The sequence below is a fragment of the Microcoleus sp. D2_18a_B4 genome (assembly GCF_036702475.1).
GTDB lineage: Bacteria > Cyanobacteriota > Cyanobacteriia > Cyanobacteriales > Microcoleaceae > Microcoleus.
The window spans coordinates 1-13,995 of record NZ_JAUBTL010000053.1 but is presented as its reverse complement, the minus strand read 5'-3'; the positions used below and the strand labels follow the sequence as shown (position 1 = coordinate 13,995).

General features: G+C 46.8%; 10 protein-coding genes. 4 read left to right on the top strand and 6 right to left on the bottom strand.

Annotated elements, in window-relative coordinates; translation table 11 throughout:
• The first annotated feature begins 95 nt into the window (after positions 1–95).
• Positions 96–680 carry a hypothetical protein gene (locus QUB04_RS24910; protein ID WP_333288499.1) on the top strand — a complete coding sequence of 195 codons (585 nt, stop codon included), beginning with the start codon at positions 96–98 and terminating at the stop codon, positions 678–680.
• Positions 681–933: 253 nt separating this feature from the next.
• Here the strand turns inward: QUB04_RS24910 and mnmA are convergent, their stop codons facing one another.
• A complete protein-coding gene (mnmA, locus tag QUB04_RS24905; RefSeq protein WP_333288497.1) occupies positions 934–2,025 on the bottom strand; it encodes a tRNA 2-thiouridine(34) synthase MnmA in 1,092 nt (363 codons plus the stop codon).
• Between the two features lie 114 nt (positions 2,026–2,139).
• Here mnmA and QUB04_RS24900 point away from each other — a divergent pair, with 114 nt between their 5' ends.
• Together QUB04_RS24900 and QUB04_RS24895 are read left to right on the top strand one after the other, a co-directional pair.
• A complete protein-coding gene (locus tag QUB04_RS24900; RefSeq protein WP_333288495.1) occupies positions 2,140–3,792 on the top strand; it encodes an NAD(P)H-hydrate dehydratase in 1,653 nt (550 codons plus the stop codon).
• A gap of 269 nt (positions 3,793–4,061) precedes the next feature.
• Positions 4,062–4,592 carry a peptidoglycan-binding protein gene (locus QUB04_RS24895; protein ID WP_333288493.1) on the top strand — a complete coding sequence of 177 codons (531 nt, stop codon included), beginning with the start codon at positions 4,062–4,064 and terminating at the stop codon, positions 4,590–4,592.
• Positions 4,593–5,146: 554 nt separating this feature from the next.
• Here QUB04_RS24895 and QUB04_RS24890 read toward each other — a convergent pair.
• The 4 genes from QUB04_RS24890 to QUB04_RS24875 form a co-directional block, all read right to left on the bottom strand.
• Positions 5,147–5,620: a TerB family tellurite resistance protein gene (locus tag QUB04_RS24890; protein WP_333288491.1), complete on the bottom strand. Its 474-nt coding sequence runs from the start codon at positions 5,618–5,620 to the stop codon at positions 5,147–5,149.
• A gap of 221 nt (positions 5,621–5,841) precedes the next feature.
• Positions 5,842–7,743 (bottom strand): M61 family metallopeptidase, encoded by a 1,902-nt coding sequence (locus QUB04_RS24885; protein WP_333288489.1) that lies wholly within the window; start codon positions 7,741–7,743, stop codon positions 5,842–5,844.
• Positions 7,740–8,420, bottom strand: a complete 681-nt coding sequence (locus tag QUB04_RS24880; protein ID WP_333288543.1) for a Crp/Fnr family transcriptional regulator — start codon at positions 8,418–8,420, stop codon at positions 7,740–7,742. Before QUB04_RS24880 ends, QUB04_RS24885 begins: the two co-directional genes overlap by 4 nt.
• Positions 8,421–8,987: 567 nt before the next feature.
• Positions 8,988–9,848, bottom strand: a complete 861-nt coding sequence (locus QUB04_RS24875; RefSeq protein WP_333288487.1) for an inositol monophosphatase family protein — start codon at positions 9,846–9,848, stop codon at positions 8,988–8,990.
• A 442-nt stretch (positions 9,849–10,290) separates the two neighbouring features.
• Between QUB04_RS24875 and QUB04_RS24870 the strand changes: the two genes are divergently transcribed.
• Positions 10,291–11,334 (top strand): glycosyltransferase family 4 protein, encoded by a 1,044-nt coding sequence (locus QUB04_RS24870; RefSeq protein ID WP_333288485.1) that lies wholly within the window; start codon positions 10,291–10,293, stop codon positions 11,332–11,334.
• Between the two features lie 283 nt (positions 11,335–11,617).
• Here QUB04_RS24870 and QUB04_RS24865 read toward each other — a convergent pair whose 3' ends face one another.
• Positions 11,618–13,543 (bottom strand): alpha-amylase family glycosyl hydrolase, encoded by a 1,926-nt coding sequence (locus tag QUB04_RS24865; protein ID WP_333288483.1) that lies wholly within the window; start codon positions 13,541–13,543, stop codon positions 11,618–11,620.
• Positions 13,544–13,995 lie beyond the last annotated feature (452 nt).

Genomic DNA, 13,995 nt, shown 5'->3' with positions numbered 1-13,995 from the left:
AGGAACCAATAGCACCAGCAATAGTGTCTAAATCAGTATCTGCAGTTGAGTGTTCAGGAGCGATCGCGCATTGTGTAAAGTGAGGCAGAGGGCGTATGATGAAAAGAATCTCCACAAATAAATTTCAAAAAAATAAAAACCGAGACCAAAAGCAGCCCAATCCTGTAATCTTGGCTTTGGTGCTGACAGGAATTCTGGTATGGGAAATGTATCCGGCGCTAAGACACACCGCAGCAGCTAACGCGGGCGCTCTCAAAGATTCCCTTGCCCAGTTGGAAAGGCAACCGCCGCAAACCGCGCAGCAATTTTCCTCAGCCGCGGTGCCCCAAAAAATCAGCTATTCGGTATTGGCACTAAATACTCTAATTTCCGAACCGGGAAATTTGGCGGAGACGACTCCCCCAAATCCCCCGAACAAATTGCCCGCAACCGTAGCAGCAGCAGTTCGCCGAGAGTTGTCGGACTCCACTGGCATTGCTGCTGACAAGTTGAAAGTAACGGAATCGAGCGGACAAAGTTGGCCGAATACTTGTTTAGGACTCTCGAAAGCGGATGAAATTTGCGGTCAAATGATTGTCGAAGGTTGGCGGGTTGTGGTTTCTGATGGTAGGCAAACTTGGGTTTACCGTACTAATGCTAGGGGAAATATCTTGCGTTTGGAAAAAAAGTTAGCTAGGTAAATGTACCCTGTGAAATGAAATATAAGTTTCCTTTTGGAACAGGCAAGATGCCTGTTCCACAAAGAGTGAATTTTTTTGGGGGTGGGGATCACAAACAGGTAAGATGCCTGTTCCACACAGAGTGAATTTTCTTGTGGGAGGTTTCTTGTCGGCTTCTGGGAACAGGCAAGATGCCTGTTCCACAAAGAGTGAGTTTTTTTGTGGGTGGTTTGTTGTGGGGAGTAGGGGTTGGGCTTCTAGCCCGCCCCTTGCTTTAATTTGGGAGTTGGTTTCTTTCTATGATGCCGCCGCCCAATAGCACATCGCCGTCATACCAGACAGCCGCTTGTCCGGGAGTAATACTCAACTGCGGTTCGTCAAAAATTAACTTAACTCTCGTACCGCCGGCTTTTTCCTCTGCTTGGGAGGATTCTACAGGAATAATTGTAGCCGGGACGGGTTGCGATCGATATCGAATCTGTACCTGAGCCCGAATCGGAGCCATTGGTGCAGCCACAGAAACCCAATTCACTTTCTGGACTGTACATTCAGATTCTACTGCCAACTGTCGATCGCCCACAACTACCCGATTGCCAGCAGCATCGAGTTCAATCACGTACAGCGGTTCCGGTGCAGCAATCCCCAGTCCCTTCCGCTGGCCGATGGTGTAGTGGTGAACGCCGTCGTGCTGTCCGAGCACCCGCCCTGACTTGTCCACAATGTCACCCTTTTGCGGCGCAATGTACTTATCCAGAAAAGCCCGCATCGAACCGTTACTTTCCACCAAGCACAAATCCTGACTTTCCGGCTTATCAGCAGTTGTCAAGCCAAATTCCGCCGCAATTCTGCGAGTTTCTGTCTTGGTAATTTCCCCCAAAGGAAACTCCGTACCTGCCAACAAATCCTGTGTTAAATCATACAGGAAATAAGACTGATCTTTTGCAGGGTCGATCGCCCGCAGCAACTGATAGCGACCAGTAGCAGCATCGTAAGTAATCCGAGCGTAGTGGCCTGTAGCGATTTTTTCAATTCCGAGTTCTTCGCGAGCATACTTAAGCATTGGCCCGAACTTCACAGTTTTATTGCACTGCGAACAAGGCAGAGGCGTAATTCCTGCACTGTAACCCTCCACCAAATAATCCACAATACTTGCCTGAAAGACCTCGCGGCTGTCAACAATGTGGTGGGGAACGCCCAAATCTTCGCAAATTTTAGCGGCATCGACCATTCCCTCAGAGCAGCACTGGCCTTTGCCCTTCATCAACCACAGCGTTAAACCCACCACTTCATATCCTTGATGGTGTAAAATTGCGGCTGCTGCGGAACTATCGACCCCGCCGGAGAGGCCTACAACAATCTTGTTCATGGTTGGGGAGAAATTGCTATTTTACTGTTACTTTGTTCGATCGAGCTAATTTATTATACCACAAGTATACTACAACTTGCCACTGCTGCTGTTAGCTGAAATTTTAGCACTAATATGACTATTCAAAAATTTGTTGTCACCGCCGACCAAATGCGGCAAATAGAAACGAGAATCTTTGCTGCTGGAATGCCAGTCGCAGCTTTAATGGAAAAAGTCGCGGGACTGATTGCTAGACGCATTCAGGAGCTTTTGAAAGCGGAAGGAAGTTTGGCAACTAGCAGTGTACGGGATTTAACGGATAGAAGGAAAAGGGAAGAAGGGAAAAATCTTGTTAATTCTCAATTGCCAGTTATCGGCGTATTGGTTGGGCCGGGACACAACGGCGGCGATGCTTTGGTTGTTGCCCGCGAATTGCACTTTCAAGGGTTCCAAGTAGTTATTTACTGCCCGTTTTCTAAACTTAAAGAACTCACGACAAGTCACGCTGATTATGCGCGTTCTTTAAATATTCCATTTGTTGATAAAATTGAACTGCTGACAAACTGCGACTTGCTCGTAGATGGTTTATTTGGATTTGGATTAGAACGAGAAATTACTAATTCCACAGCCGCCGCTATTGACGAAATAAATAATTTAAATATCCCCCTTTTAAGTATAGACATTCCATCGGGAATTCATACTGATACCGGAGAAGTTTTGGGAACGGCAATTAGGGCAAAACATACATTATGTTTGGGTTTGTGGAAAAGGGCATTTCTGCAAGATAGAGCGTTAGAATATATCGGAAGTTCCGAATTAATTGATTTTGATATTCCCGCACCAGATATTGCAGCAATATTGGGCGAAACGCCAGCAATACAACGCATTACAAAAGCATCGGCAACTCAGAATTTGCCGTTACCCCGATCGCCAATTTCGCACAAATACACCAATGGTCACTTACTAATTATTGCAGGTTCCCGCCGCTACAGCGGAGCCGCAATTTTGGCAGCATTGGGAGCAAGAGCTAGCGGCATCGGAATGCTGTCAATTGCTGTTCCTGAGTCGATTAAATCCATGTTGAGCAGCCAGTTACCAGAGGCATTAGTTATAGGATGTCCCGAAACCCAAAGCGGTGCAATTAGCCAATTGCCAATAGCAATTGATTTGGACACCTATGATGCGATCGCCGCAGGGCCAGGTCTGACATTGGAAGCGGCAATAGCTGTAGAATCTGTACTGGAGAGCGATCGACCTCTGGTGTTAGATGCTGACGGTTTAAATATCCTCGCTCAACTCGGCACAGTCCCGATTTTGTCCGAACGCTCAGCCCTCACAATTATCACGCCTCATCCGGGGGAATTCAAGCGTTTATTTCCCGAATTAGCCGAGCAAACCGGCGACGATCGAATTGCCGCAACTCAAGCAGCGGCTCAGCTTTGCGGCGCAACAATATTGCTCAAAGGAGCCAGAGTTTGCATAAGTTGGAAGGATGAGGGCGATTCCCTACCGGATAGCTACGCTTCACGTACCATCACCTACCTCAATCCCGAAAGCACCCCAGCCCTCGCCAGAGGCGGCAGCGGCGACGTTCTCACAGGCTTGTTAGGGGGACTATTAGCAAGTGCGATCGCCCACAAATCCCCCCCCCAATCAGTTGCTGCAACAGCAGCTTGGTGGCACGCTCAAGCCGGAATCATGGCCGCCAAAGAACGGACGGAATTAGGAGTAGATGCCTTTACTTTGACACAGTATTTAATTCCAGCTTTGCGAGAGTTTGCTGAGTAAACAATCAACATCAGTTGGTAGGGTGTGTACCGCGCACCTTTGCATTTTGTAGGGTGTGCACCGCGCACCTTAGCCCTTGGTTTGTATTGACAACGGAAGTCCTCATAAAAACATTACAACTTGCATTCCTTACGACAAACCAACGGGTAACTCAAACGAGTGACACTCACAGGAGTGACACTCCAAAAAGTGACTGTGCATCCACAAATCCCACCAGTTATACCTGAAATATCAAAGACAAAAACTTAAATGTTGAGAGGAACCACATTATGTACACCGAAGAAAGAAGCTTGAACAATGAAACTATGGCTCTCGTCGCCGATACTACTGCTCAATCAACTCTTGCATTTGCTGCAACCACTGGAGTAAACAAACCGACTTTGCAAAGGGGTTCAACAGGTCAAGCTGTCAAGGAACTACAACAGCTTCTATATCATTGGGGTTATTATTTCGGCGCCATTGACGGTATCTTCGGCGTCCAAGTTCAAAACGGGGTCATAGGCTATCAACACCGCGTCTTTTTAAAAGAAGATGGGATTGTCGGCCCTATCACTTGGGAAGCACTATACTCTGGTGCACCTGTGAATATGCCGATCGTCATGAAGGGCAGTTCTGGTAATGCTGTTAAAATTGTTCAGAATGTCTTGAAAATCAATGGATACTATTTCGGCTTCATTGACGGATTATTCGGGCCGATGACAGATGTAGCAGTGCGACAATTGCAAATTAGCAAGGCTTTGCCGCAAGATGGAATTGTCGGCTACAGAACTTGGCACGCCCTCAGCAAGTTACCGCACTAATGATTGGTTGGATTAATATCAATTCCCGTTGCACTCCTGATAATTGTTGACTGTTGACTGTTGACTGTTTACTCGGTGTTGAAAAGCTGAATGGTTGAGTGTTGACTGTTTACTCGATTTTATTATTCGGATGCAACCGGAAACGATACCACTTTCAGTTATGGCAAAAAATCGGTAGCTCAATTAGGGATTTAGGCTTTGCCTAAGTCCCTAATTCTCGTTAAGCGGAATGCTGCGCGCGGGAAGGGCGATTCCCTGCGGGATAGCTTCGCTTCACGCAAATTCTGTTACCGTTCTCGGCGATGAAAAATATTCTCGACTTTTCCGTGTTTATTTGTTACTATATCTTAGGAAATTGGGAGTCACAATCCGGTTGATTTCCCTTCAGCTTTAGTTGTAAAGAGTTGCACTCAGAAAATTATTATTCCGATACTTACCTCAGAAGACTTACGCATGGGGGGCTTATTCCCGGTTTCTAGGAAAAATTCCAGGTTTAGTAACGAGAAATCTAGCAAGAAACCGGGTTTCTAAGCAAAGCGCGCACAAGTCCTAAATTAACCTTTGATGAACTTTTCTAATTTTTTAGCCATCTTCTCGACAATTCCCTCCGAAGTATCTCCCGCCGATGATTCAGCTTCAATACGCTTGACCACATCCTCTGGAAGATTGAGCAACTGTACTAATTTTTGATAAGCTGCGGCTTCCTCAGCGTTAATTTTTGGTTCATCGGGAGTGCGAGAACTAGATGAAATCACTTCATAGCCGAGTTGCAGGACTAATTCCTTTTCATCTTGAGTTTCTAGTTGGCCGATCAACTCGTCAAGGGGGATATTTTGCATGACGTAATCCCGCAGTTCTTGTTGCATTTGTTGTCCGTCGGTATCTGGGGAAAACAAACCGCAAAAGCGATCGAGCATTAAATTAACTTCTTCTGTCGCGAGTTGGCCGTCAGCCCATGCCATAGAGGCAACTATTCTCAGCAGATTCATTTGGCGGGGCGTAATTGATGGAGGAGGAGGGGTTTGCATAATCAAAATTGGTAATTGGGAGTATTAATTCCGGTGCAACCGGAATTATTGTTGACTGTTGACTGTTGACTGTTAGTCGAAAAACTGAATGATAGTTGAGTATTTACGGGTGATTCAATTTTACCAGGAGGATGCTAGCGGAATTGGGAATTGGGAATTGGGAATTGGGAATTGAGCTTAATTTCTTCTTGTCTTTTCTTTCCGGTTCCCCTTCCTTTATCTTACAATTTCGATAGAGGAACTCCCAGCCATCCAGTAAAGTTTTGTTTCTGAATAGCGGTGGGCTGTTCCACCGGCACGATCGAGTAACGCATCGGGCGCGGCGGGGCGAGAGTAACAGGACAAGTCCGCAGTTCGTCTTGGTGAAAAACTGTCACCGAGACGATATCCCCAGGCTTGAAATCTTTTAGTCTCTCGCCCGCTTGTTCTGAATTTACCCGAAAACCTTCGATCGCCAGCAACTCGTCTCCAGCATCAATTCCGGCCAATTGTGCCGGAGATCCTACTTCGACAAATTTAACCATTTCCCGCCCGTTTTCCGTTCCCAACGTCCAACCGATGCGAGGTGTTTCGCTAGTTTCACTTGCGGTGAGTTCCAGCCCGAAAGGTTGCAGATACTTGTTGTAAGGCAACTCTTCTGTGCCGTCTATATAGCGCGCAAAAAAGTCGCTCAAATCGATGCCGGCGACGGACTCGATCGCACTTTGCAACTCTTCGGGAGTAAAGCCTATTTCTGCTGGCAGCGAAGCAGAATTTAACTCTCCGTTTGAGGTTAAATGCGCCGATTTGCCGTCTGTTGCCGACTTCAGGTCAAAATCGTCGTTTTGGGCAAAATTAGCATTGCCAAACTGCTGCCACATCAAACGCATCACATCGTCGAGCGATCGCTCATTGCCGTGTTTGGCTCGAATCAACAAATCCAGCAAAAACGACACAACTTCCCCTTTCAAATAATAGGAAATCTGCGAGTTGTCGCTGTTAGCATCCCGGCGATAAAGTTTAATCCAAGCATCCCAGCTCGACTCGCTGAGAGGCTGCACGCTCCGCCCCGGAGTCGTCTGCAAGCGAGTAATTTCCTTAGCCATACCTTGGAAAAAACCTTTCACGCTGTAGATACCCGCTCGAAAAGGAATCACCAAATCGTAATAACTGGTAGTGCCTTCAGAGAACCATAAAGAAGGAGTGTAATTTTCTTTTTCGTAGTCAAATACTTCGAGAGCTTTCGGTCGAATGCGCTTGACATTCCACAGGTGAAAAAACTCGTGAGCTACCAACTGAATAAAGCGTTCATACTTTTCCTTAGCCCGAAAACCAAAACGCGGATAGTTGAGAGTGCAACTCTCCTTGTGCTCCAAACCACCAAAACCAGAGCCGGACAAATGCAGGAAAAACACATAGCGTTCGTAAGGCAAACCGCCGAACATTTTTGCCTCGACTTCGATCACTTTTTGGATATCTCGAATCGTGCGATCTGGTTCTAAATTGCCTTTTCCCCAAACAACTAGCTGGTGGGGTTTTCCCATCACTTCAAAATCGTATACTTCGTGACAGCCAATCTCAAAAGGACTGTCTGCGAGAGTGTCAAAATCCGCAGCAGCGAAAGTAAGATTTTGGTCAGAAACGGGTGGCAAAGTCGTAACGGTGCGCCATTCGGGCTGCGGCGGCACAACGGTCACGGTGTAGCAGTTGCTTTCAAAACCGGGCAAGAAAAAGCACAAAGCCGCCGGATTGAAATAACCGTGAGTCGAGTCTAAATGATTGGTTCGCACAGTCAGTTCGTTGGCAAAAATGCGGTAGAAAACCGTGACATCTGACACCGAATCGGTGTCGATTTGCCAGTGATTTTTGCTGAGCTTGCGCCAAGGTAAAGCACGCGCGCCCGCATGGGAGCTAAAATCTTGCAGGTGGCGGGCGTATTCTCGAACCAAGTAAGAACCGGGAGTCCAGACAGGCATTTTTAAATCCAGAACCGGCTCCGACCAACCTTGCACGCGCAAAGTTACTTCAAAGAGGTGGGATTCAGGATTCGGCATCGCCACCGAATATTGAATTGTCGGTGCTGTTAGTTGCCCCTGACGGTTGTCGGCAGCCGACGAGGTATCCAAAGAAGTAACATCAGTCATTGACTTGCCAAATTAATCAAGTGCTTGAGGTTGATCAAATGGATAGTTTCGCGGTCTGGATCTATTTTGATCCAACCTTTACTATCGAGTTTTTCCATAATTTTGCTGGTTTCATCTAGGGTGATATCTGTGACATCAGCTAAGTCTTCATAAGGAATATTGAAGATCTCTTTGCCCTCAGCAGTTTTCTGACCGTAGTTTTCTGCCAGCTCGACTAAAGTATTTGCTAGTTTAACCGCTGGCTGGCGGTTGCGGAGTTGATAGCGGTGATTGGTTTGGCGGAGCCGCCGCACCATCAGTTGCAGCATCCGGTGGTGCAATTGCGGGTCTTTAAACAGGGTTTGGATAAATCGCTGAGCTGTGACGCTGAGAAGTCGCACGGGCGATAGAGCAAGTACGTCATTCGATCGAGGAGATTCGTCCAGAATGGCCATTTCGCCGAAGAAGGCACCCCGTCCTAAAATAGCCATTGATACAGCTCGATCGTTTGACAAGCGGCGGACTTTTACCCAGCCAGACACGACAAAGTAAATCGCGTTGCCCCAAGAATCCTCCATCACCACAGCTCGGCCCGGGGGATACTCATGCTTGACGGCATTTGATAGCAGCCCTCCCAAGGTTTCTGGGTTAGCACCCTTAAATAGAGGGAATAGCTCACTGAAAGCTTCTGTCTTCATCAAAAAAATGGGTAGAAACTCCGTCCTTCTAGGACGGCTTTATATTGTCTTTTTTTGATTACTACCGCCTTGGGACTGGTTGGCTCGGTGTGCTTTTGTGTTGCACTTTCAGCGGGACAATTACCGCCTCAAACTTCCCGGCCCTGTACGCATAGTGTTTTGCTCTTTCGAGCCTCCCTTTCGGGGTGATGTTAGCCTGCGCCTTGGTTTAGTGAGCTTGTTGGGCCCAAAGCACTGCCCCAGTGACATTAGGGCTGTTTAACCTTCAGCGACAGAGCCCAAAACTGGCTTCGCATTCAAGGAGTGTCGTGACTCAAAAAACGTAGTCAGTTAAGACGATGGCCCGTCAGAATGGCTTGTCAGATTACTCTTCCAAGCCTCACGCCGTCAGGGCTGAGGTTCCTGACGCAAACTCGCGGAGGTGGGAAATATGATTAGGCGACACCCAACAGCTAGGGAACGATCGATGTTTGGGAACACAAACAATCCGTTGCTCCTTTAATTGATGATAAGGGTGCAGAGGCCCGGTTCACGTAAAATTGACAGATTCTTTAATCTTAAACGGGTTTACAAGCCGGCCACTGCCTGTTGAACTTTGCCCAACAGAGGTTCTATGTATTCTGGCCAGCCGATCGCGATTGACTGGGTGTGGGCCAGAGTCTCCGGCTCGATCGCATCTTTAGTCCACCTCAGTGGTTGACCTTGCAAGTCGCAACAAACCAATCCGGCTGCTTTTGCTAGAGCCAGAGGACCGGCGGTATCCCACACTTTAACTCTGCCGTTGAGATACAGGTACAAACCAGCTCGACCGAAGATAACTTCCATCACTTTTAAGCCAAAGCTGCCCAGCGAGTAAAATTCTGCTCCGGGGATGCTTTGGGCGATCGCCCGGGCGTAGTTTTTTTGATCTTTGTCTCCGAGAACAATTTTACAATTTTCCGGTGTCGGAGCCGGGGGTTTGCACAGGGCGATCGGCTGTGGCGCTTCGGTTCCCACACTTTGGAACAATCCCCAATCTTTGCCGCCAAAATACATTTGGTCAAAAGCCGGGGCATAGAGCCAGCCGGCCACCGGTTCCCCCTCAAGCAGCAGCCCCACCATCGAAGCGTAGTGCAGTTTTCCCCGAATAAATTCTTCAGTCCCGTCGAGGGGATCGATGCACCAGAGGCGCTGGTAATTGGCCCCGTAAGCTGCTCTGGATGCGACGTTTTCCTCGGTGATCCTGCCGTCTTCAGGAAACAAAGCGCTAAATGCTGCCGATAGTTGTCGGTCTAGGTATTGATCTATACTCGTCACGTAGTCGTTGGGCCCTTTCTCGGAAACTTCAAAAGGTTGGGCTGCGAGCTTGTAAGCTTCTTGACCGCACTCGCGCAGGGTGTAGCGAATTTTTTGGTCTTGCTCTGGAGAAATATACATGAGGTTAAACATAAATTTTTTAGCTAACTTCAGCATAAAAGCTTAAGTCCTTGGAATCGATCGGCGCGTTTCACTGTTTTTGACTCGTACAGGATTTGCGCGCGGGTGTCGAGAAACCCGGTTTCCTAACCATCAGGGTCGTTGCTATAATACAAGCCCCACACAGGATTAGTGGAACTCAAAAAAATTTTAGACACTAAGCAGATACTAAGCTGTCCCGTATCTAAATTGTATTTTTGGGGCGGGCGAGACACCCACCCACAAAAATTTCATCAAACTTGACTATAAAATCTAGATGCGCCTTAGCTTACTAAATTTATCTGTTTTAAAATCTAAAATCTAAAATCCCGTGACCGATCACACCAGCACTTTCAACAGTAGAGGATAGAATTTTATGAGGTTAGATAATTTGTACCAGCACCACAATTATAAGGAGAATACTTTGAAATACCATATGGCATTAGGTCGCAAAATAGACCTAGATGGGATTGACCGCGATGCACAACTCGGCAAATGCCCTCGCCACGTCCTGCGGGCTCTCAGAGAACGCTTAAATGCTACCGTCCACGCCCCGGATGGCGAAGCGATATCGTTGAGTGACAAGCTGCGAGCAAAAATTTCTTCTAAACCCGAACATTGGGCCGCCGCGCGCAAATTGTCCGAGCAAGTCAGCAGCGACGACGTGATATTTTGTACGGGCGAGGACATTGGGATTCCAGTAGCGGCGGTGTGTGGCCAATTGCCTAATCGCCCGAAAATTGTTGTATTTTTCCACAATATCGATCGGCTGCGCGGCCGCGTCGCCCTGAAACTATTCGGTTTGGCTGACAAAATTGACGTATTCATTGTCAACGCCCGCCCTCAAATAAACTTCCTCCGCAGCTATTTAGCTATACCTGAATCGCGCATTTTAGTGCTTCTAGAACAGACAGACACCCAATTTTTCACACCTGGCCCAGCTTCTGGCGAGAAAAAGCGGCAAACAGTTGTTAGCGTCGGATTAGAAAAGCGCGACTACCGACTCTTAGCAGCAGCAACGGCTGACTTAGATGTTGACGTAAAAATTAGCGGTTTTTCTAAAGATGCCAAAGCTTTATCGCAAGCTTTCCCCGATACTATGCCAGAAAATATGTCGCGCAAATTCTACGAATGGCCGGATTTAGTGCAGCTTTACCGCGATGCAGACGTAATTGCAGTGTGTTTGGTAGACAATAAATATGCTGCTGGAGGTACGGCTTTACTGGAAGCAATGGCCTGCAAGCGGCCCGTTGCCATTACTCGGACTCAAGGTCTCGTCGATTATTTAACGGCCCCGGATATTGCTAAAGTGGTAGATGTGGGAGATGCAGCAGGTTTGCGCGAGGCGATCGTCCATTTGCTAAAAAATCCTCAAGAAGCTGAATCTCAAGCGCAGCGGGGCTACGAAATGGTTGTGAACCAGCACAGCAGCGAACCTTATGTCGATATTTTAGCCCAGAAGCTGCGATCGCTTTCATAATAATGTATGGTGCGCCTCGGCGCACCCTAACTCACGCCCAGAGAATGCACAATGCACACCTTACTGCTATAGATAAAAAGCCAAACTATTTATTACCTAAGTCATCTTTAAAAAGTAATTAATTATGAGTTGCAGTTACTAATTAAATTTCACAGCAGTTACTTACCTACTAAATAAACCGGGTTTGAAAATATAATCGAAAGCCTTAAGGAAGTATTTTCGTTCATCAAACCCGGTTGCTGTGCCCCTGACTATCTCACTCAAAACTCACAAATCAAAACTATTAAGACTCCCGTCCACTCGCCCATTTATCCCGCCATTTCACAGTCCCTTCCGAAACTAAAACCCAGCGGCGACAAACCAGATTTTCTCGCAGCGGCGACAGTCCTTCCCGTAGCAGCGCATACTTATAAGAAATCAACTTCCCCGCACTTTCATTAAAAGGAATTTCCCCAAACCAAGTATTAGTATTGATATACTCCAACGGGTAGCCCTTACTAATATCCCAATTCCCCAATTCAGGACAATCTCCAATTACCACAATTCTTTCCCCAGGCTGAGTTTGAACGCTGTTAAGCTGCGCCCGCACAATAGTTTTCGCCTTAACTCGCTCTCCGACGCGGCTAAAAATCATTACTTCCCGCGAACCCAACTCTAAGTTGTACAGCATCCCATCTTTAACTTCAAACTTGCGGCGCGATAAAACCTCCGTATGCTCTCCATCAGGCAGCTCAGTATCAACCTCTTCAACTGTAACAGAATTGCCACGATTCATCGCTACAAACACCACAGAATCGCGATAGCGGCGCACGTAACAATAAACATCAGGAGTTAGATATTTTTGCCACTGACTCCCCATCGAAATAGCTGGATTCAGCCGCCGCAATCCCGACAGCAAACGCACAGCTCGGTAAATCGGCGAATCACTATCCCACTTTTCCATCATCGGGCGGTTGTAGGGGTCATTTCCCCCATCTGTATCATCATGCAGATACTGTTCGGTGCCGTAATAAATGCAGGGAATGCCGCGAGTGGTCATAATTAAACCTATCGCCAACAGCAGCATTTCTGGATCGGGATTCAACGACTGAAACCTCGGCATATCGTGGTTGTCAATAAAAGTAATCAACTCCGTCGCCCCGTAGTAGCGGTGATCCAAATTCAGGACATCTTGGACTAACTGAAATCCCGCCTCCGCACCCTTCCCCAATACTTCTCGAATTGCCACGCACAGACCAAAATCTAAAATAGTCATCCCCGACTCGTTGACAAATTCCACAGAACGATCGTTTCTAGGGTCGCTGTAAATCCATTCGCCAAAAATGAAAACATCAGGTCTGTGTGTTAAAATGTCAGCATTAAATTCCTGCCAAAACCAAATAGGCATATGCTTGACTGTATCAACCCGCAAAGCATCAACACCTCTGTCCAGCCATTGTTTAATTGCTGACTTAATGTAATTGCGGTATGCAATATTGTTTTCGTTGAAAGTTGCTAAACCCGACAGTTCGCAGTTTTGAACTTGCCATTCATCTTCCCAGTTTTTGACTTCGCCGTAGTGGTGATACCAGTCATCTTCATCGTCGTTAAAGTCAGCTATTTTTACGCCGTCGTCGTAGAGTTCCCCTTTTTTGCCGCTAAAATCAGGGTTGCTGTGATTGCAGACAATATCGAGCACGAGTTTCATGTTTCGCTGGTGCAACTCGTGTACTAATTTGTCAAATACCGTATCTTTACTTTCTTGTGTTTGGTTAATAGAAGGATTGTCGCCTGTGGCAATAAAGCGGGGATTTAGTCGCTTGAAATCTTTAGTCCAGTAGCCGTGAATTGCAGCTTGTTCGACAAATAATGCTTCAACTTGCTCGAACAGTGGAGTCAGCCAAACGGCGGTAACTCCCATATCTTTTAAGTAATCGAGTTTGTCGATAACTCCCTGCAAGTCGCCACCCCAATATTTGCCCCAATCTTTCCCTTCTGGATCGTAAAGTTCTGGGTTGGGGCCTTCGTTATTTGTGGGGTCGCCGTCGTAAAAGCGATCGACTACAATAAAATAAATTGTTTCTTGGCGGAATTCAATGTCTCTGGTGTAGAGGAATTCTAAATCGAGTTCGCTTTCTGGCTTAACTTCTTCTACCAGAGACTCAATTTTGTCTTCGGGTTGGCTAACTTCGTATTGAGAGGAAGTTTGATTGGGAGTGACTGATGTCATGAGATGTATTTTTTTATATTGTAAGATTGGTCAGTTATTCGGAGCTAGAGTCGGAGATAGCTTTCCCCTGTGACTGACTTTTACAGCATCATACGGAATTTACTGGTTTAATGAAATCTTCCTTTAGACAGAGGGCAGACTCATCCTTGAGCATTAAGTGGATGAGAGTTAATATTTAGCGTAATTCTTAATCCAAGAGGCAAAGCCTCAAAAACCTACGCTACCAGGCTGAGCCTGGTAACGAGAAAAGGTGCACTACTTGTGCGATCGCACTTTTTCCCTTCCTTCTATTCCTCCCGCAAGTTTTGGATATCTTCAACGCTCAAACCAGTAGTTTGACTAATGGTTTGATTGTCAAGGACATTGAGAAGTTGCCTAGGGCGTCGGTTCATTATTAGGAGTTGACAAAAAAAGGAATTTATGAAATTAGCCAGTGCATGAGTTCGACTCTA

Coding starts and splice junctions, on each gene's coding strand:
- QUB04_RS24890 (WP_333288491.1), bottom strand. CDS start 5,620: ATGCAAACCCCTCCTCCTCCATCAATTACGCCCCGCCAAATGAATCTG.
- QUB04_RS24875 (WP_333288487.1), bottom strand. CDS start 9,848: ATGTTTAACCTCATGTATATTTCTCCAGAGCAAGACCAAAAAATTCGC.
- QUB04_RS24865 (WP_333288483.1), bottom strand. CDS start 13,543: ATGACATCAGTCACTCCCAATCAAACTTCCTCTCAATACGAAGTTAGC.
- QUB04_RS24870 (WP_333288485.1), top strand. CDS start 10,291: ATGGCATTAGGTCGCAAAATAGACCTAGATGGGATTGACCGCGATGCA.
- QUB04_RS24885 (WP_333288489.1), bottom strand. CDS start 7,743: ATGACTGATGTTACTTCTTTGGATACCTCGTCGGCTGCCGACAACCGT.
- QUB04_RS24910 (WP_333288499.1), top strand. CDS start 96: ATGATGAAAAGAATCTCCACAAATAAATTTCAAAAAAATAAAAACCGA.
- QUB04_RS24900 (WP_333288495.1), top strand. CDS start 2,140: ATGACTATTCAAAAATTTGTTGTCACCGCCGACCAAATGCGGCAAATA.
- QUB04_RS24895 (WP_333288493.1), top strand. CDS start 4,062: ATGTACACCGAAGAAAGAAGCTTGAACAATGAAACTATGGCTCTCGTC.
- mnmA (WP_333288497.1), bottom strand. CDS start 2,025: ATGAACAAGATTGTTGTAGGCCTCTCCGGCGGGGTCGATAGTTCCGCA.
- QUB04_RS24880 (WP_333288543.1), bottom strand. CDS start 8,420: ATGAAGACAGAAGCTTTCAGTGAGCTATTCCCTCTATTTAAGGGTGCT.